The sequence below is a fragment of the Bacillus sp. N6 genome (assembly GCF_052805735.1).
The window spans coordinates 318374-338123 of sequence record NZ_CM127843.1 but is presented as its reverse complement, the minus strand read 5'-3'; the positions used below and the strand labels follow the sequence as shown (position 1 = coordinate 338123).

The window sequence follows — 19750 nt, the reverse complement described above, 5'->3', positions numbered from 1 at the left end:
CAATCATTATTTTACGATCTTTTCAAGCTCCTCAAGTGAAAGATCAACTGAAATTGAACCATCATTTGTTTCTTTCTTAATTGCATCTGTTACTTCTTTTGAATGGTATAGTTCAATTACTTTTTTCAGTGTTGGATCATCTTTATCTTTCGTACGAGCTGCGAAAATATTAATATAAGGCTTCGCATTTTCATTCTTTGGATCTTCTAAGAAAATAGGATCCTTCGCTGGATCTAATCCAGCTTGACCAGCAACACCGTTATTAATAACTGATGCCGCTACATCTTTTAACACACGAGGTGTTTGCTGTGCGATAACCGGCGTGATTTTTAACTTCTTCGGATTTTCAGCAATGCCGCTTGGATCTCCAAATAAGCCAAAATCTTTTTTAAGCTTTAATACTCCAGCTGCATCAAGAAGTTTTAATGCACGCGCTTGGTTCGTTGGATCGTTTGGAATTGCAATTTCTGAACCATCTGGAATTTCATTTGCCTTCTTATATTTTTCAGAGTATAAACCCATTGGCGCAATTTGTGTTGTACCAACAGCTGTAATATCTAACTTATGCTCTTTTTTAAATTGCTCTAAGAAAGCAATATGCTGAAATGAGTTTAATTCAATATCTCCATCAGCTAAAGCTTTATTTGGAGTTGTATAATCAGAGAACTCCACCAGTTTAATCTTAATCCCTTCTTTTTCAGCTTTTTTCTTCAAAATTTCCCAAGCGTCTCCATCCGTTCCAGTTACACCGACGCGAACTACTTTTTCTTTCGCTCCTGCACCCGTGTCTCCACTTGAGCAGCCACTTAATGCTGAGACGCCTACAATTGCTGATAATGCAAATGCTAAAATTTTCTTCATTTTCTTTTCCTCTCTTCCTTTTTATGATCTGCGTAACAAGACTTTCGCAAAGTAGTTTCCTAAATTTTGAGCTATCTGTACGAGAATAATAAGTAAAACAACCGTTACAAACATAACTGATGTATCAAAACGTTGATAACCATATGTCATTGCCAAGTCACCAAGACCGCCACCACCGACAAGCCCAGCAACTGCAGAAAATTCAATTAAACCAACTGTCATAAATGTGACACCTAAGATTAATGGTGCTAACGCTTCTGGTACAAGGATTTCAAAAACGATTCTAATTGGCGAGGCGCCCATTGCTTGTGCTGCCTCAATTACTCCTTTCGGAACGGAAACAAGATTTGTTTCAACCATTCTAGCAATACCAATTGATGCGACTAACGTCATCGGGAAAATTGCTGCTGCTGTTCCAATCGTCGTTCCAATAACGCTTCTCGTTAGTGGACTTAAAGCTACTAAAAAGATAATGAATGGTACCGGACGAATTGTATTAATTATGATGTTAAGAATAGAAAAGACCCATTTATTTTCTAAAAAGTTTCCTTTTCTCGTTACATATAAAAGTAAACCTAGAGGTATACCCAGAATTGTAGCGAATATAAGGGTTACAATTACCATTAAGAGGGTATCCCCCGTCGCATCTAGTATGCGCGGCCAAAATATACTCCAATCAACTCGCATGAGCTTCTACCTCCTTCAGCTGCACTTGCAGTCTTAGATGTTGTAATGCTTTTTGAATTTCCCTCTGCTCACCTTGCAATTCTACAAGCAGATTTCCAAATAGCACATTTTGAAGTTCAATAATATTTCCGTACAGTACATTTACATCGACGTTATAGTTTTTTGCGATATATGATAGTACCGGCTGTCCTGTCTCCTCACCAGTAAATGTTAGACGATAAATTTGACCACCATTTTGAATTTTCGCTAGAACACTTTCTGGTAAATAATCATTAATAACAGAACGTACAAAGTTTTGAGTCGTCTTTGTTTTTGGTTGCGTGAAAACATCGAACAGTTTTCCTTCTTCAATAACTTTTCCCTTCTCCATTACAGCTACACGGTGACAAATTTCTTTCACAACATGCATTTCATGTGTAATAAGAAGGATTGTTAAATTGTATTCTCGATTTACTTTCTTTAATAAGTTTAGAATTTCTGTCGTCGTTTCTGGATCTAAGGCTGATGTTGCCTCATCACATATAAGAATATCTGGCGATGTCGCAAGTGCTCTAGCAATACCAACACGTTGTTTTTGTCCCCCTGATAGCTGTTCTGGATAATAGTTTGCTTTATCTTCTAACCCTACAAACTTCAGCAGTTCATTCACTCGTTCCTTTATCTCGTTCTTTGGCAATTTCGCTAACTTTAATGGATAAGCAATATTCCCAAACACTGTTCTTGAATTAAATAAATTAAAGCTTTGAAAAATCATTCCGATTCTTTGTCTTAGTTTGCGCAATTCTTTCGTCGATAATGATGTAATATCTTTATCATCTATTGCAATCGTTCCTGACGTTGGTCTCTCTAACATATTTACTAAGCGTAATAATGTACTCTTTCCAGCGCCACTAAAACCGATAATGCCAAAAATTTCGCCTTTCTCAACTGATAATGTTACATCCTCCACCGCATGAACAGATCGCCCAGCTGATTCATACACTTTACTTACATTGTTAAAAAAAATCATTTTTTCCCCTCCTATATGCTGTAAAAACTTGAAGTAGAGCTTTCGAGGTAAAATAAAAAGTGCTCTCCTTCTTATCAACCATAAAGATAAGAAGGAGAGCACTTATATGTACTCGTTCACATCTTCTCATCTTCCAAGCCTTTATATGGCTTGCTGGAGTTAGCACGGTATTAAAAAACCCGTTGCTGAGGTATCGTAGGGCCAGTCCCTCCACCTCTCTGGATAAGAATGTATCGATTTAATTGTCATTTAATTAATTCTCATTATAGAACTCAGAATAATAAGAGTCAATACATTTTTTAGAAAAATATTAATTATTCCTTTATTAAAATTTTCAGATGAAAATTCATGAGAAAATAGTAACTTTCAAGGTTATTTAAAATTCTTCTTCCTCATATTTTTAAACAGGAGAATCCTCTCTACGAATTGAATAAATTTATTTGAATATGAAACTCGGAGGCAGATAAATATATGAAAACAGCTCTTTTACTCGTCGATATTCAAAACGATTATTTTCCAAATGGAAAGATGGAATTGCGTAATCCAGTAGAAGCAAGCGAATATGCTAATCAGTTATTACAACACTTTAGAACAAACAGCGAACCTATTTTTCATATCCAACACGTAGCTATAAAAGATGACGCTACTTTTTTCCTACCTAATACAGAAGGTGTACATATTCACGAAAGCGTACGTCCACTTAGAGAAGAAACAGTTATAGTCAAACATTATCCAAATAGCTTCCGAGAAACTAATCTTCTAGAGCAATTACAGCGTTTAGACATTGAACATGTCGTCGTATGCGGGATGATGACTCATATGTGTATTGATGCTACAGTAAGGGCTGCATTCGATTTTGGATTTCAATGTACCGTTATACATGATGCTTGTGCTACAAAAGACCTTTCTTTTAAGAATGCTACTATACCAGCTGTTTATATTCATAATACAATTTTAGCAAGTTTGAATAATATATATGCGGAAATACTTAGCACAAAAGAGTTTGTCCAACGAAAAAAATCCTTTTGAAAATTCAAAAGGATTTTTTTCGACTATATTATATTTACCATCTATTCATGCCCTATTTTGAGGAATTCATATCATACTTATAAAAATCTCACTAATTATTTACATTGATACATTATCATTTTTAATATCTTTTGATTGAGTCCAATTTCCCCATAAAAATTGAATATTACATGTACGAGAAGCTTCCTTAAAACTCATTCCTGTTAATGGATAACATGTGATTTTTATACTTGCAAAAATTATAATTGCTATCATTGTTATAACTGTAATTATTATGAAAGCAACTAATAACATCCAAATTGATTGTGCTGGCCAAATATTCAATCTATTCCCAATATATACAACTACTAAATTATGCATTAAATACACACCAAATGAAAAAGCAGATAAAATTTGTATCCACTTAAACATAAACGGATTCATTGAGTAATTTCTAAAATACTCTTTTACTAATAAGAAGATTGAACCTGAAAGCATTACTTCGAATACTCTAACGTATGCCTTAAAATCCTCAGAGTATTCCCCTATTTTAACCGTTGCATACCAAGTACCCAATATAATTAAAAGTGTATCTATAACGATTATGGATAGTAACAACCTTTTGGATACCTTCTTCTCATATGTCATTAAATAATAACCTATGAGGAAATACCCTATATATCCGCCTAAAAAGTTCATATCAAAATTAGGATACAACGTAAATATTGGTTTTAATTCATTTGGAACTAGTACTGCAATTGTTGGCAATAGCGAACTTACTATAAACCAAAGAATTAACATGTACTTTATAAGCTCTTTACTTAAAGCATCTACCATTTTCTTTAAAAGAGGAGAAAGAATATACAAAGGAATAATGGCATACATAAACCAAAGATGTACTGTCGCTGCTTGATTCGGTATGTATAAAATACTCTTAATAACATTTGTTATTTGTATCGGCCTTGGCGTAAAGTATAACACAGCAATAGTTGACCATATAATAAATGGCACAATTAATTTTGGCAAACGTTCTGTATAAGTTATTTTAAGTGATTCCGTTTTACTACTCCTCATTAACATCGCACCAGAAATCATAAAGAAGATAGGTACACTTGTACTAAATACAGTTGTCAGTGCATTCGTTATATGCCAAGTACCCGAACCGATATTCCCCCGTAAACTTCCTGCAGCAGTATGAAGAAACACTACCGCAAACATCGAAAATACACGTAGTACGTCAACATATTCAACATAATTCTTTTTATTCATCTAACAATCATCCCTTCCCACATAACATTTCCCCTCACCATTTTTGTCTTTTCCAAAAGTACAAATCTATTATGCCAGAATATAATCAATATTAAAATAATAACTGAAACTTAAAATCTCGATATTCGATTATAAAACCACTTAGTATACTATACAAAACCCTAAAAATAAATTCAATTTTTTTCTTATATATTTAATATTTTCCAAATCAACTACTTAAATAGAGAGTTTTTCTTCTATCTAATTATTGAACATTCCGAAATCAAAACTCTTGATCTATGTCAATAAAAAAACACTCCTTTCAGTGAGCAAAACCGAAAGGAGTGTTCCTTGTCGAACCATAGATTTTCTTTCAAATTGTATTATACAGGAAATTCTCAAAATGAATACTAAAAAATATGACTAATACGTCAACTTTTCTCATTATTTTATTTCTGTTTACATGTTTATCCCGCTATTAATAGGTTTTAGCTCATTCTCTTCGAACGACGGTAATACATGGGGTTTCAATTTTAAAAGGAGCTCTTCACACTTTGTGAAGAGCTCCTCTACTATTTCTTATAAAGTTTCAGAAGTAGTTTTTGCTTGCATGTGAAGTGCTAAGTAATCAGGTCCACCAGCTTTAGAGTCTGTACCAGACATGTTAAAGCCACCGAATGGTTGGTAACCTACGATTGCACCAGTACATCCACGGTTGAAGTATAAGTTACCAACGTGGAAGTCTTCACGTGCTTTTTCAATATGGTCACGGTTGTTAGTAATAACAGCACCTGTTAAACCGTATTCCGTATTGTTTGCAATTGCAAGTGCATGATCGAAGTCTTTTGCTTTACAGAATGCTACTACTGGTCCGAAGATTTCTTCTTTCATTAAGCGAGCATCTTCTGCAACATCAGCAACGATTGTTGGTTGGATGAACCAGCCTTTAGAATCGTCTCCTTCTCCACCTGCTAAGATTCTACCTTCTTCTTTACCAATTGCAACATAGCTCATTACTTTATCGAATGCAGCTTGGTCATTAACAGGACCCATGTTTGTACCTAATACTGCTGGGTTAGCAACTGTTAATTCTTTTGTTAATTCAACAGCACGATTTAATACGTGATCGTATACATCTTCGTGGATTACTGCACGAGAACATGCAGAACATTTTTGTCCTGAGAATCCGAATGCTGATGCAACGATAGACTTAGCTGCTAATTCAAGATCTGCTTCTTTATCAACAACGATTGTATCTTTACCGCCCATTTCAGCGATAACGCGTTTTAACCAAATTTGGCCTGGGTTTACTTTCGCTGCACGCTCATAGATACGGATACCTACATCACGAGATCCCGTGAAGCTTACGAAACGTGTACGAGGATGATCTACTAAGTAGTCACCAACTTCAGAACCATTACCTGGAACGAAGTTTACTACGCCAGCTGGTAAGCCAGCTTCTTCTAATACTTCCATAAATTTCGCTGCTACTACAGGAGTTGTACTAGCTGGTTTTAGTAATACTGTGTTACCAGAAACTAAAGCAGCTGTTGTCATACCTGCCATAATTGCGAATGGGAAGTTCCAAGGAGAAATGATAACACCTACTCCTAATGGAATGTAAGAGAAACGATTATATTCAATTGGACGGCTTTCTACTGGAATACCGTCTTTTAATTTTAACATTTGACGACCATAATATTCCATAAAGTCGATTGCTTCTGCTGTATCAGCATCTGCCTCATTCCATGGCTTACCTGCTTCTTTTACAAGAATAGCAGAGAATTCATGTTTTCTGCGACGAACGATTGCTGCAGCACGGAATAAAATGTCTGCACGCATTTCTGGCTTTGATTTTCTCCAAGTTTGGAATGTTTCATCCGCTACTTGCATTGCTTTTTCAGCTAACTCACGGCTTGCTTTTGAAACACGACCAACAAGTTCCTCTTTATTTGCAGGGTTTACAGAAACAATTTTGTCTTCTGTAGTAATTTTTTCTCCCCCAATAATTAATGGATAGTCTTGTCCAAGATAAGATTCTACTTTCTTTAAACCTTCTTCAAACGCTAATTTGTTAGCCTCCACTGAAAAATCTGTAAATGGCTCATGTTTGTATGCTACTACCATTTTTTTTAGCCTCCCCTTAGAAAAACGTTTACATTTTACAACATTATTCTACACGATAATTTAGATTTATTCAAATATTCCTAGACTTATATTTTAAAAATTAATAAATTTTTAAAATATAATAAAAAAAGAGATTCATACATGCGTATGAATCTACAAAATATGAGTATATTCCAAAACATTTTTCCCAATCAATAATATAGTAACTAATAAAAATAAAGTCCTTACATATCCAACGCCTTTTTGAACCGCAAACTTCGATCCCAAATAAGCACCTAAGATCATTGATAATCCCATGATAATACCGTATTCAAAATGAATTATATCTAAAAATAAAAAAGTAATTAAAGATACAATATTACTAACAAAGTTCAAAAGTTTTCCAGATGCTGCCGCTTGAATAAAATCCAAACCAATTAATAAAAATGCAAAAATTAAAAATGACCCTGTCCCTGGTCCAAAAAATCCATCATAAAATCCTATCATTAAAATAACAAAGAAAAATATTAATGTTTTTCTTTGCGTCATCTTCTTATAGGTAGACACACTTCCCCAATTCTTTTTTGCAATAATATAAATAGCAATAAATACCAACATTACAAGTACTAATGGGCGTAAAATATCCGATGGAATAAATTTTACTACTAAAGCACCTGCAACAGCTCCAACAATAGTTAACGGGATTAACTTTCCTACAATTTTAAAATCAACTTTTCCTGATCGAATGAAATACATCGCACTCGTAAACGTCCCCATTGTTGCCGCTAATTTATTCGTTGCAATTGCTGAAGCCGGCGATAAGCCAACAAACATAAGCGCAGGAAGCGAAATTAATCCTCCTCCTCCAACAACGGAATCAATGAAAGCTGCTAAAAAACCGAATGCAATTAATAAAATAATGACTTGAAAACTTAATTCTTCCATGAACTTTACCCCTTACCCCTATTATTTACAACATTTTAAATTATAACAAAATTACATAAGAAAAAAAGCTGTTCCATAGAGGAACAGCCTTCATATTTAATCTAAAATTTTCACAAGTGGTTCATCTTGTTTTGCTTCACGTATAATAATAGCTTCTGGGCGTTCTACAGATTTAATCGTTACTTGTACTTTCATATAATTCGGGAAGTATTCCATAACAAGCCCTGCCACATATTGTGTAAAACCAATTATTTCAGCTTTTCCATTAAACTGGACAGGAATATCAAGCTTCATTTCTCTTAATTCATCATCTCTATACATACCAGTACCAATAACAGCTGTATAGTCGCCTTGGAAATAATCGCTTAGTTTTGCCTTAAAGTTGGATACTCTTGCAAGATCTTCACGTTTATTATCTGTTTTCGCTTGCTCTGATGGGAACAAATAGTATTTCTCATTAATTTGTTTCCAATCTTCAACCGTTTCACTACCTTTTTCTACATTTGCATAAGAAACAAAGTTACCTGGTACGAGCGAAGACTTTGGAGATTGGCGATAAATCGCAAATGTTATCGGAATATTTTTTGTATCAGGTTGTTTTTGATGTATGACTTTCAAAATTTCTTGCGCCATTTTTTTCCCTTCAGCTAACATCTTTTCATCCGGGATTGCAGCTTCACGTGGATAACCATGCTCTTCGTTAAAATATTGAACAGAATTCATTGCTAATCCAACTACCATACCAACACGTTCCTCGCTGTTATCGCCTTTTTTCACATAATAATCATGCTCTAAAATATTTGAAATATATATTGGATTTTTTTTATTTTTCACTTCTAGTGATTCGGATCCCGTTCCTAACGCAGGGTTTAATCCTATATTAGGAAATTTAACTGCATCTTTTTTTAATTTGTCCTCTAGTTCCTTTTGTTCAGCATCTGTACGTTTTCTTTTAACAAGCATCTGTATCACTTGAGTATCTAGAGCACTTCCGCCTTTTAAAAAATTATCTTTCGTATTAAATGATTCTTTTGCAATTCGCATTAATCCTGTTTCAAATTCATCTATATCAAGACGACTATTTAGTCCTTGCACCACTAAACCACGTGCATTTCCACCATCAAATGGAATAGTCGTCTTATAATATTCATCCGAAATAGCGTATTTTGGAACAACTGATTGTTCTTTTGCTTTCCCCGATTTCTCAGCCACTTTTTCATCTTTGTCGGCACCTGCACTACACCCACTTACAAGTAGGCCCAGGCTTAATATCGCTAATGCTATTTTTTTCATGGTAAGTTTGCACCTCTTACTTATTTAGCTCTTGTAAGAACCTCTCTTCATTCCAAACCTCAACATTATGTTTCTCCGCTTGTGCTAATTTCGAACCAGCTGCTTCACCTGCAACAACCAAATCCGTACTCTTACTAACACTTCCTGTTACTTTTCCACCTAATGCCTCAATCTTCTTCTTCGCTTCACTTCGTCCCATAACTTCTAGCTTACCTGTTAAAACAACCGTTTTTCCTGCGAAGTAAGATTCAACATTTTGTAAATCTGCAATTTTTATACCTTTGTATGTCATATTCACGCCATACTCTTTAAACTGCTGTAATAACTCTAATACATCTTCATTATCAAAATATGTCACAACAGATTGAGCCATTTTTTCGCCAATTTCATTAATTGCTTTTAGTTCTTCTTCTGTTGCTTTTACAAGCTCATCCATCGTTTCAAAGTGCTCTGCAAATGTACGTGCTGCTTTCGCTCCAACGTGGCGAATTCCAAGACCAAATAATAATCGCTCTAACGAGTTTTCTTTAGAATTTTCAATTGCTTGTATTAAGTTTGTTGCTGATTTTTCACCAAAACGTTCTAACTGTAATAATTGCTCTTTCGTCAATGCATATAAATCAGCAAATGTACGAATATAATCTGCATCAAAGAGTTGTGTAATGACACGTTCTCCAAGTCCATCAATATTCATCGCATTTCTTGAAACGAAATGGATTAATCCCTCTCGAATTTGAGCCGGACAAGTCGGATTTATACATCGAAGTGCTACTTCTTCTTCTAAACGAACAAGTTCACTCTCACATGCTGGACAATGCGTTGGCATACGGTATTCTTCTTCTTCACCAGTACGCTTATCAAAAATAACGTTCACAACTTCAGGAATAATATCTCCAGCCTTCTTCACAACAACGTAGTCACCAATTCGAATGTCTTTTTCACGAATCAAATCTTCGTTATGTAAAGAAGCACGGCGAACAATCGTACCAGCAACTCTCACTGGCTCTAGCTCTGCAGTCGGCGTTACAACCCCTGTTCGGCCAACACTTAATTCAATGCCTGTTAGTCTCGTTACAACTTCTTCAGCTGGGAATTTATAAGCAATCGCCCATCGTGGACTCTTCGCTGTAGTTCCTAGACTTTCTTGAAGAGCAACATCATCTACTTTTATAACGATTCCATCAATCTCATAATCAAGATGCGGACGTTTTTCTTGCCATTCTTCTACATAAGCTATAACCTCTTCGATTGTTTCACATGTACGGCGATTTGGATTTGTCTTAAATCCGAGTTCACCTAAGAAATCAAGCGATTCACTGTGCGATGGAATTGTTTTTTCTTCTACATTCGCAAGACCGTACACAAACATAGATAAGTTACGCTTCGCTGCAATTTTCGGATCAAGTTGACGTATTGAACCTGCTGCTGCATTACGCGGATTCGCAAATACATCTTCTCCATTTTGCTCTTTTTCTTCATTTAGTTTAACGAATGAACGCTTCGGCATATAAGCTTCGCCTCGTGCTTCTAACGTTACTTCTTCATTTAAACGAAGTGGGATAGCTTTAATCGTTTTTAAATTTTGAGTAATATCTTCACCCGTTACACCATCACCACGTGTCGCCCCTTGAATGAAGCGTCCTTTTTCATAATGAAGCGAAACGGCAAGCCCGTCAATTTTTAATTCACATATATATCTTACATTCGCACCATCAATTCCTTGACATACTCTTCTGTCGAAATCACGCAAATCCCCTTCGTTAAATGCATTCCCTAAACTTAACATTGGTGACTTATGTGTTACTTTTTCAAATATATCAAGAATAGTTCCCCCAACGCGAACGGAGGGAGAATCTTCACTCATAAACTCTGGGTTCTCTGCTTCTAATTTTATAAGCTCCTGCATATCACGGTCATATTCCGCATCAGAAACAGAAGGATTGTCTAATACGTGATATTGATAATTAAATGTATTTAACAAATCACGCAGTTCTTCTATACGTTTTTTTGCTATCTCTTTTGACATATCCTCATTCCTTTCTATTGTTTCGTCACAGGTGCAAATTTTGCTAACAAACGTTTAACACCAATCGGGCTTGGGAACGCAATATCTAATTCTTTTGCATCACCTTCACCTTTTACACTTACAACTGTACCGATTCCCCATTTTTGGTGGGAAGCTTTATCGCCTACTGCCCAGCCAATTTGCTCACCGCCTGTCGTCTTAGCTGCTGGACGCGCGAAAGCTGAACGAGAGCGTGTTGCGGTTGTCGTTGTCATTTTACTGCTACTTGTTGTTCTGCCTTTTGCACCAAACGAATTTTCACGCTTCGGCGCTGTTTCATTTAATGATTCCACTAGTTCTGCCGGGATTTCTGTAATGAAGCGAGACGCAGCGTTCATACTTGTTCTACCAAATAAAGTACGCATTTGCGCATTAGATAAATATAACTCTTCTTCTGCACGAGTAATACCTACATAAGCAAGACGACGTTCTTCTTGCATTTCATCCTCTTCCATAAGAGAACGAGTATGAGGGAATATCCCTTCCTCTAAACCAACAATAAAGACAACCGGGAACTCTAATCCTTTTGCTGAGTGCATCGTCATTAAAATAACTTCTTCACCAGCAGTTGGGTCTTCATCTACACGATCAATATCAGCAACAAGTGCTAAATCTGTTAAGAATGCAACAAGGCTCTTATCTTCACTTTGAGATTCAAATGTTTGCGTAACAGATAAGAATTCGTCTAAGTTTTCTAAACGACCTTCCGCTTCTAAAGAACGCTCATTTTTCAACATATCGCGATAGCCTGTTTTTTCAATAACTTCTTCTACTAATTCTGTAACAGATAAATACTCTTGCATATTTACCCAGTTGTGTAATAAACTTGCGAATTCTTTTACTGCCTTTGTAATTTTTGCACTTACTCCAACATGCTCAATCTCATCAAATACAGCAGTTAATGAAATTCCGTTTTGCACACCATAATTAATAATTTTATCGATAGAAGTCGCACCAATACCACGCTTTGGCATGTTAATAATACGTGCAAAACTAATTTCATCATCTGGATTACCGATTAAACGTAAGTACGCCAAAATATCTTTAATCTCTTTACGGTCGTAGAACTTAGTTCCCCCGACAATTTTGTACGGAATGTTAGATTTAAGGAAAATCTCCTCGACCATACGAGACTGAGCATTCGTACGATATAGCACTGCAAAATCAGTGTATTTTCGTTTCCCCATTTGAAGATCGTCACGAATTTTTTTCGCAACAAAATATGCTTCGTCCTTTTCAGTTGCGGCACGATAATACGAGATTTTACTTCCAACTTGATTGTCTGTCCATAATTTCTTCGGTTTACGATTCGTATTTTTTTCAATAACAGCATTCGCTGCATTTAAAATATTTTGTGACGAACGATAGTTTTGTTCTAACAAAATTACCTGTGCATTCTCATAGTCTTTTTCAAATGACAAAATGTTAGAAATATCTGCACCACGCCAGCGATAAATAGACTGGTCAGAGTCACCTACAACGCAAAGATTTTTAAAACGTGCTGCCAAATGTTTAACAAGAAGATATTGCGCTTTGTTCGTATCTTGATACTCATCAACATGAATATATTGGAACTTACGCTGATAAAACTCTAATACTTCTGGAACACGTTCAAATAGCTGAATAGTCGTCATAATTAAATCATCAAAGTCTAATGAATTATTTTTCAAAAGACGTTTTTGATACTCTGTGTATACATCGCTCGTTAATTTTTCATATGGATCAGCCATTGTAATTTTTTTTGCATATTTATCCGCAGATAACAGTTCATTTTTTGCATTACTAATACCCGCTAAAATAGAGCGCGGCTCAAATTTCTTCGGATCAATATTGCGCTCTTTCATAATTTTTTTGACTACAGTTAGCTGATCACCTGAATCTAAGATTGTAAAGTTACGATTAATACCAATACGATCGATATCGCGTCGTAAAATACGTACACACATAGAGTGGAACGTCGAAATCCAAATATCTTCTGCTTCTGGTCCCACAAGTTTATCAATACGCTCGCGCATTTCACGAGCTGCTTTATTTGTGAAGGTAATAGCTAGTACATTCCATGGTGCTACACCTTTTTCACCAAGCAAATACGCAATACGGTGTGTTAACACGCGTGTCTTACCACTACCTGCACCTGCCATTAGTAGCAGTGGTCCATTCGTTGTTTGTACTGCTTTTTGTTGCTGTGGATTTAAACCGTTTAATAACTTATCTGTCATACTCATATACGCCTGCACCTACTCTCCTTTTACTGCTTTAACTGTTTTTAACGCCGATTTTATATCATCATAAATAATATTTCCAACAACTACTGTATCAGCATATTGCGCCATTTCTTTCGCCTGTTCTGCATTAGAAATACCACCGCCATAATATAACTTGGCTTGTTTCAATTCTGCTTTTACATTTTTAACAAGTTCAACATCTCCATACGTACCGCTATATTCTAAATAAAATATCGGTAAATGTAATAACTTGTCTGCTAAACGCGCATATGCAATAACGTCATCTTCTGTTAAATCACATTTCGCATCTGTAAGCTGGGCTACTTTCGCTTCGGGATTTAAAACACAATACCCTTCCATAAAAATTTCGTCCCAGTCCATAATATCCCCAAATTCTTTCAATGCCTCATGATGAACACCTGTTACCCATTCTACTTTTCGGCTATTTAAAACACTTGGGATGTAATAAAAATCAAATCCTGGTGTAATTGCTTCTACATCAGAAACCTCTAATACACAAGGAACTGCATATCTACGAATGCTAACTAGCATGTGTAATACGTTATCAATTGTAACTCCATCACTTCCGCCTACAATAACAGCATCCGTTCCAGACTCACAAATCATTTCTAAATATTCATCACTTAACTCCTTATTTGGATCAAGCTTAAATACATGTTTCCATCCGGAAATATCGTACATGAAAACACCCTTCCTTTTCTCTAGTTATATCTATAGTTCTGTTTAAAATAACAGTTAGTTTTTATCTTGATTTTTTAAAATAGCTATTAAATATTTTTCAAAAAGAAGGATTTAATTTCACCTTCTTTTTATGCATTCTTTCATTATAACAAAAAAAGCTACTGACACACACGCCGAATCCAACATCTTTTTCAACGTCAAATGTTGGATTACATATCCCAAAAATCACACGGGATACTAATAAGAGAAGTAGTATTTACTATTTCAATTTTCATAAAAAGGAGTGTTTTTCTAATGAAGCAAAACATCGGGACAATAAACGCTCTAATTCGAATTACACTTGGGCTTGTCCTCTTCGGATGTAGTGCAACTAAACTTGTACGCAAGCCGTGGTGCACTTGGTCTAACATTTTTCTATGGATTGGTGCAATGAAAGTTGCAGAGGGAATTGTTCGCTTCTGCCCTATTGTTGAAGCGTGGAAATTTGGAAAATACATGAATATGGGCGCATTTAAAATGCCTGGCATGAATTTTACTGAAAAAGGACATGCTAAAGAAGAAGTGAATCAAACTTCCGCTCATGACAAGCCAAAGTCAAAGGGAAGTTATGACGCTTCTGACAAAGAGATTGAGTCAGCGATTGAAGAAATAATCCTGGCAAAACCGCTTTGAATCATTTGTCACGATGCAAGATGCTCTCAAAGGGACTTAGCTGCTGCAGTGGGCGGTTAAGTCTTCTTTATTTTACCATAAAACAGAACGTATATTCTTATTTCTAACTTTAAAATGTACATAAAAGATATCAATCAATAAATTTCAGAAAATTAGGTGCATACCCCTTGCTTAAAATGATATAAAAGTGATATCATTTTTATATCAGGAGGCGATCATATGAAAGAAAAACAAGTATTTTATGTAAATGGTTTTCTCGGTATTATTGGAATTTTGATTTTAGCTGCTATCGGTATATTTTTCCTTGCACAAGAAATTTTCGTAGGAGCAGCACTAACTATTATATTAGCCGCAATTCTCGCTACAGGTATCGGTATTGTTCAACCGAATCAAGCGAAAGTTATTACGTTCTTTGGTAATTATTTAGGAACAATTCGTCAAAATGGTTTATTTTTAACAATTCCATTCGCATTCCGTCAAACTGTCTCATTACGTGTTGAAAACTTTAATAGTAAGAAATTAAAAGTAAACGATGTTGAGGGAAATCCGATTGAAATTGCAGCTGTTATTGTATATAAAGTAGTTGATTCTGCAAAAGCAATGTTCGGTGTTGAACATTACGATCGATTTGTAGAAATTCAAAGTGAAACAGCAATCCGCCACGTCGCAACAAAATATCCTTATGACAATTTCCAAGATGAAACTTGCATTACGTTACGCGGGAATACTGAAGAAATCTCTGAAGAATTAAAGCGTGAGTTAGAAGCGCGCCTTGAAATCGCAGGCGTAGAAGTATTAGAAACTCGTTTAACACATTTAGCTTATGCAACAGAAATTGCCCATGCGATGCTACAACGTCAACAAGCAAAAGCGGTATTAGCTGCTAGAAAAGAGATTGTTGAAGGTGCTGTGAAGATGGCGAAGGATTCAATCCATATGTTAGATGAGGAAGGCGTACTTGAATTAGATGACGAGCGTAAAGCGAATATGGTAAACAACCTATTAGTTGCCATCGTTTCAGATAAAGGTGCGCAACCAGTTATTAATACAGGAAGCCTATACTAAGGGCTATAAGTAATTATGGCTAAAAAGAAAAGCTTTCCATTACGTATTGATCCTGAATTACACGCAGTCATCGAAAAATGGGCAAATGATGAGTTTCGTAGCGTCAATGCACACATCGAGTATTTACTTCGAGAAATGGCAAAGCAAAAAGGAAAATTGAAGAAAGATAAAGATGCATGAACAAACAGCCCACTGAATTTTCAGCGGGCTGTTTTTATACAAAGCAAGTCATCAATAAACTTGCTTAACGCTGCTGTTCTCACACTATCTTTCCGATAAATAAAATAAGTCGGAATAAACCTGTTTTCATGTACTAACGGTGTATGAATAAGTTCTTTATGGCTATCAAATTGCTCTGCTACTTCACGTGGTAACATAGACACCCCAAGTCCAGCTTTTACGCATCCAATAATACCGTCTAAAGAATTTAATTCCATTATTTTTTTTGGAACAATCCCTTCAGATAGTAACCATTCTTCTAAAACTTTTCTATAAAAACAACCTGATTGAAAAACGATAAAAGACTGCGATTCTGAATATCCGTTATCCCACAAAACATTCCGCTTTGAAAGTAACATCATTTCCTCTTGGAATACTTCTATCTTTTCTAAAGCTGGATCAGCTATACAATCAGCTACAAATGCCCCCTCTATTTCATATAAGAGTACCTTCTTCGTTAATTCTTCCGTATTGTGCGTTTGCAACATAATTTCCACTTCTGGATAGCGCATATGATAATTAGCTAAAATCGTGGGCAATCTAACAGCTGCTGCTGTTTCCATCGCTCCAATTTTCAATACTCCTCCAGGCTCCGCTGTATGTTTCACTTGCCTTTTTGATTCATTTAATAATTGAATCATTTTTTCAGCGTATGTTAACAACTTTTCTCCGGCTGGTGTTAATGTGACTCCATCTCGATGCCTATAAAATAATTGTGTTTCATATTCAGCTTCTAGCCGTTTTATTTTTGCTGTTATGTTTGATTGAACAAAATTCAACCGAATAGCTGCTCTTGAAATACTTTTCTCCTGCGCGACCATATAAAAAGCTACAAAATCTTGTAAGTTCATTCGTTCATATCCCTTCGTTCATATCATTAATTTTGATATTACATATAAAAAATCAGTATTTTACGCCCCATATATATTCCTCTATCATATATATTAGAAGATATTTCAAGAAGGGAGATTATATGAAAGAAACAAAAACATGGAAAATGATTATAGCTGGGATATGTTCTTTAATAGCTGTCATGGGTATTAGTCGGTTCGCCTACACACCGATTATTTCTTTTATGGAAAAGCAAGCCCATATAGAAGATGACCTCGCTGGATATTTAGCGTCCAGTAATTATCTTGGTTATTTACTTGGGGCATTCTTTATTGGATTCATTACGATAAAAAATCGTGAAAAAATATTACACCTCTGTTTATTCTTCAATGTTCTTTCAACTCTTTGTATGGGCTTAACCTCTTATATCTTTTTATGGTTTCCCCTTCGCTTTATCGGTGGTTTCACAAGTGCAATTGTATTTGTTCTTGCCTCTAGTATTGTTTTAGATTATTTATTTCAAAGTAATAAAGTCATGCTAGGTGGCATGATTTATAGCGGTGTTGGAATTGGCATTATTTTCTCTGGAAGTTTCGCACCTTTATTCAATTCAATTTGGAATTGGCAAGGTGCATGGATTGGGTTAGGACTTATTAGTTTTAGTTTAGCTATCCTTGTATGGAAATGGTTAAGAGAGGACAGTAGACGTACTATACAGCAACCAAAAAGTACTATACAAGCTACATCTCATAGAAAAAACTATTTATTTTGGCTTATTTTAGCTTACGGATTCGAAGGGTTTGGCTATATCATTACAGGGACCTTCCTTGTCACCATTGTAGAAAGAATTACACTATCACCCTTCTATGCATCTTGTAGCTGGATTATTGTCGGTATTGCTGTCATCCCATCTAGTTACATTTGGTCCACTGTTGCTCGGAAGTACGGACCAACACGAGCTCTTACATCCGCCTATATGTTACAAATTATAAGTTTACTTTCTCTACTCCTTATTCCAAACCTTTTTGGGGCATTTCTAAGTGCATTCCTTCTAGGTGCTACATTCGTCGGAATTACAATTTTAACAACTACAGAAGCAAAACGAATAAGACCGAATGAAAGTAATAAAATCATTGGTTATACGACAGGTGTTTATGGGATTGGCCAAATTATCGGTCCAATCTTTACAGGTATTATTGCAGAGCAAATGCAAAGTTTTTCCCTCCCACTCCTTGTCGCTGCTCTTACGTTAATCATCTCAATACTGCTATTATTAATTGGAGAAATAAGATGTAAGCAGGTAGAGAAAAAGTGTATATAGATACAAATAGTTTATAATCTCTTGAAAAGATTCAACGTACTATACTCTATTTCCTATAAAAAAAGAAGCTAACATATGTTAGCTTCGCGTAATCTCATGCCCAATCGCACGATATCCTATATCACTACGATAAAATAAGCCATCGCTTTCAATCTTTGCGATTTCTTTATACACTCTATCTTTCGCTTCTTGTAAGTCTTTCGCTTTATAAGCAATAAATAGTACACGGCCACCATTTGTTACAAAATCCCCATGTTTCATCGCTGTACCTGAATGAAAGACAATAGCATCTTCTAAACGATCTAATCCTGTAATAATTTCACCTTTTTTATACGCTTCTGGATATCCTTTTGAAGCAAGTACAACACCAATTACTGCTTCCTCTGACCACTCTAACACTAACTCACTTTCATCTAATACAGCGTTACATACATCAACTAAATCATTTTCTAAGCGAGGTAATACAACTTCTGTTTCAGGATCACCAAAGCGTGCATTAAATTCAATTACCTTTGGACCATCATTTGTTAAAATAAGCCCTGCATATAAAATCCCTGTAAACGATCGATTTTCTTGGATCATCGCTTGAGCAGTTGGATGTAATACGGTTTGAATCGCTTCTTGGACTGCTGATTCTGGAATTTGTGGTACTGGAGAATATGCACCCATTCCGCCTGTATTTGGGCCTTTATCAGCATCAAAAGCTCGTTTATGGTCCTGAGCGATTACCATCGGATGTACAGTTGTTCCATTTACAAATGCCATTAATGAAAATTCTTGTCCATCTAAAAACTCTTCAATAACAACCTTCTTACTTGCCGCGCCGAACTTCACATCTTGTAGCATTTCTTTCACAGCTTGTAATGCCTCTTCAAGCGTCATTGCTACCGTTACCCCTTTACCAGCAGCTAATCCGTCAGCTTTAATAACGATTGGTGCACCAACTTTTTGAATGTACTGTACTGCTTCTTCATAATCGGTAAAAGTTTCGTACGCCCCAGTTGGAATATCATACTTTTTCATAAGCTCTTTTGTAAAAGCTTTACTACCTTCAATAACAGCAGCCGCTTTATTCGGACCAAATACGCGAAGTCCCTCTTCTTTAAAACGATCAACAATTCCATTCATAAGTGGAATTTCTGGTCCAACGAAAGTTAATTCCACATTATTCTCTTTGGCAAATAAAACTAATGCATCAAAATCATTTTCATCAATATCAACTGGTATTGCAACATCTCGCATACCTTCATTACCTGGTGCTACATATACCTTTTTCACTTTTGCAGATTGTGCAAACTTCCAAGCTAAAGCATGCTCACGCCCACCGCGGCCAATTACTAAAACATTCATATTTCATCCCCCAATAATTAAATAAGTACAAACTAGAAGCTATGCTCCTAGTTTGCTTTTTCATATCAATAAAAGGTTATCTTGACCGGACTTTTTAAACATCCATCTCAATAAAGGTTTAAAAAGGAGGATCAAGAGCACCG

The 19750-nt window shown here is 35.7% G+C and carries 17 protein-coding genes and 1 riboswitch; of the genes, 5 read left to right on the top strand and 12 right to left on the bottom strand.

Annotated elements, in window-relative coordinates:
- Positions 1-6 precede the first annotated feature (6 nt).
- Genes ACUXVC_RS01815 through ACUXVC_RS01805 form a run of 3 tightly spaced genes read right to left on the bottom strand, consistent with a single transcriptional unit; the run spans position 7 to position 2557 of the window.
- Entirely contained in the window at positions 7-861 is an 855-nt protein-coding gene (locus tag ACUXVC_RS01815; protein ID WP_016083725.1) for a MetQ/NlpA family ABC transporter substrate-binding protein, read from the bottom strand.
- A 21-nt stretch (positions 862-882) separates the two neighbouring features.
- The gene (locus ACUXVC_RS01810) at positions 883-1548 is read right to left on the bottom strand and encodes a methionine ABC transporter permease (protein WP_001261865.1); all 666 of its coding nucleotides are present in this window, start codon (positions 1546-1548) and stop codon (positions 883-885) included.
- A complete protein-coding gene (locus tag ACUXVC_RS01805) occupies positions 1538-2557 on the bottom strand; it encodes a methionine ABC transporter ATP-binding protein (RefSeq protein WP_098127373.1) in 1020 nt (339 codons plus the stop codon). Before ACUXVC_RS01805 ends, ACUXVC_RS01810 begins: the two co-directional genes overlap by 11 nt.
- Positions 2558-2680: 123 nt before the next feature.
- Positions 2681-2786: riboswitch (SAM riboswitch) on the bottom strand.
- Positions 2787-3028: 242 nt separating this feature from the next.
- Between ACUXVC_RS01805 and ACUXVC_RS01800 the strand changes: the two genes are divergently transcribed.
- A complete protein-coding gene (locus tag ACUXVC_RS01800) occupies positions 3029-3586 on the top strand; it encodes a cysteine hydrolase family protein (protein ID WP_053565391.1) in 558 nt (185 codons plus the stop codon).
- A 99-nt stretch (positions 3587-3685) separates the two neighbouring features.
- On the opposite strand, the gene ACUXVC_RS01795 is transcribed toward ACUXVC_RS01800, so the two are convergent.
- The 7 genes from ACUXVC_RS01795 to ACUXVC_RS01765 form a co-directional block, all read right to left on the bottom strand.
- A complete protein-coding gene (locus ACUXVC_RS01795) occupies positions 3686-4834 on the bottom strand; it encodes an acyltransferase (protein WP_053565392.1) in 1149 nt (382 codons plus the stop codon).
- Between the two features lie 558 nt (positions 4835-5392).
- Positions 5393-6940 carry an L-glutamate gamma-semialdehyde dehydrogenase gene (pruA, locus tag ACUXVC_RS01790; protein ID WP_000259555.1) on the bottom strand — a complete coding sequence of 516 codons (1548 nt, stop codon included), beginning with the start codon at positions 6938-6940 and terminating at the stop codon, positions 5393-5395.
- A gap of 153 nt (positions 6941-7093) precedes the next feature.
- Entirely contained in the window at positions 7094-7864 is a 771-nt protein-coding gene (locus ACUXVC_RS01785; RefSeq protein WP_000391979.1) for a TSUP family transporter, read from the bottom strand.
- Positions 7865-7960: 96 nt separating this feature from the next.
- Complete coding sequence (locus tag ACUXVC_RS01780; protein WP_000717011.1) at positions 7961-9157, bottom strand: CamS family sex pheromone protein; 1197 nt, start codon at positions 9155-9157, stop codon at positions 7961-7963.
- A gap of 16 nt (positions 9158-9173) precedes the next feature.
- On the bottom strand, positions 9174-11183 hold the full coding sequence (gene ligA, locus ACUXVC_RS01775) for an NAD-dependent DNA ligase LigA (RefSeq protein WP_023520911.1): 2010 nt from the start codon (positions 11181-11183) through the stop codon (positions 9174-9176).
- A 14-nt stretch (positions 11184-11197) separates the two neighbouring features.
- Entirely contained in the window at positions 11198-13447 is a 2250-nt protein-coding gene (pcrA, locus tag ACUXVC_RS01770; RefSeq protein WP_139213320.1) for a DNA helicase PcrA, read from the bottom strand.
- A 12-nt stretch (positions 13448-13459) separates the two neighbouring features.
- Positions 13460-14149, bottom strand: a complete 690-nt coding sequence (locus ACUXVC_RS01765) for a heptaprenylglyceryl phosphate synthase (protein WP_000272109.1) — start codon at positions 14147-14149, stop codon at positions 13460-13462.
- Positions 14150-14443: 294 nt separating this feature from the next.
- Between ACUXVC_RS01765 and ACUXVC_RS01760 the strand changes: the two genes are divergently transcribed.
- From ACUXVC_RS01760 to ACUXVC_RS01750, 3 genes are all read left to right on the top strand, one after another.
- Positions 14444-14821 carry a YgaP family membrane protein gene (locus ACUXVC_RS01760; protein ID WP_000812341.1) on the top strand — a complete coding sequence of 126 codons (378 nt, stop codon included), beginning with the start codon at positions 14444-14446 and terminating at the stop codon, positions 14819-14821.
- 219 nt (positions 14822-15040) lie between these two features.
- Positions 15041-15886 (top strand): SPFH domain-containing protein, encoded by an 846-nt coding sequence (locus ACUXVC_RS01755; protein ID WP_053565395.1) that lies wholly within the window; start codon positions 15041-15043, stop codon positions 15884-15886.
- Between the two features lie 15 nt (positions 15887-15901).
- Positions 15902-16066: a toxin-antitoxin system HicB family antitoxin gene (locus ACUXVC_RS01750; protein WP_001085171.1), complete on the top strand. Its 165-nt coding sequence runs from the start codon at positions 15902-15904 to the stop codon at positions 16064-16066.
- 20 nt (positions 16067-16086) lie between these two features.
- On the opposite strand, the gene ACUXVC_RS01745 is transcribed toward ACUXVC_RS01750, so the two are convergent.
- Complete coding sequence (locus ACUXVC_RS01745; protein WP_053565396.1) at positions 16087-16956, bottom strand: LysR family transcriptional regulator; 870 nt, start codon at positions 16954-16956, stop codon at positions 16087-16089.
- Between the two features lie 122 nt (positions 16957-17078).
- On the opposite strand from ACUXVC_RS01745, the gene ACUXVC_RS01740 reads away from it, so the two are divergent.
- The gene (locus ACUXVC_RS01740; RefSeq protein WP_095691501.1) at positions 17079-18257 is read left to right on the top strand and encodes a YbfB/YjiJ family MFS transporter; all 1179 of its coding nucleotides are present in this window, start codon (positions 17079-17081) and stop codon (positions 18255-18257) included.
- Positions 18258-18335: 78 nt separating this feature from the next.
- Here the strand turns inward: ACUXVC_RS01740 and purD are convergent, their stop codons facing one another.
- On the bottom strand, positions 18336-19607 hold the full coding sequence (gene purD / locus ACUXVC_RS01735) for a phosphoribosylamine--glycine ligase (protein ID WP_095691502.1): 1272 nt from the start codon (positions 19605-19607) through the stop codon (positions 18336-18338).
- Positions 19608-19750: the final 143 nt, after the last annotated feature.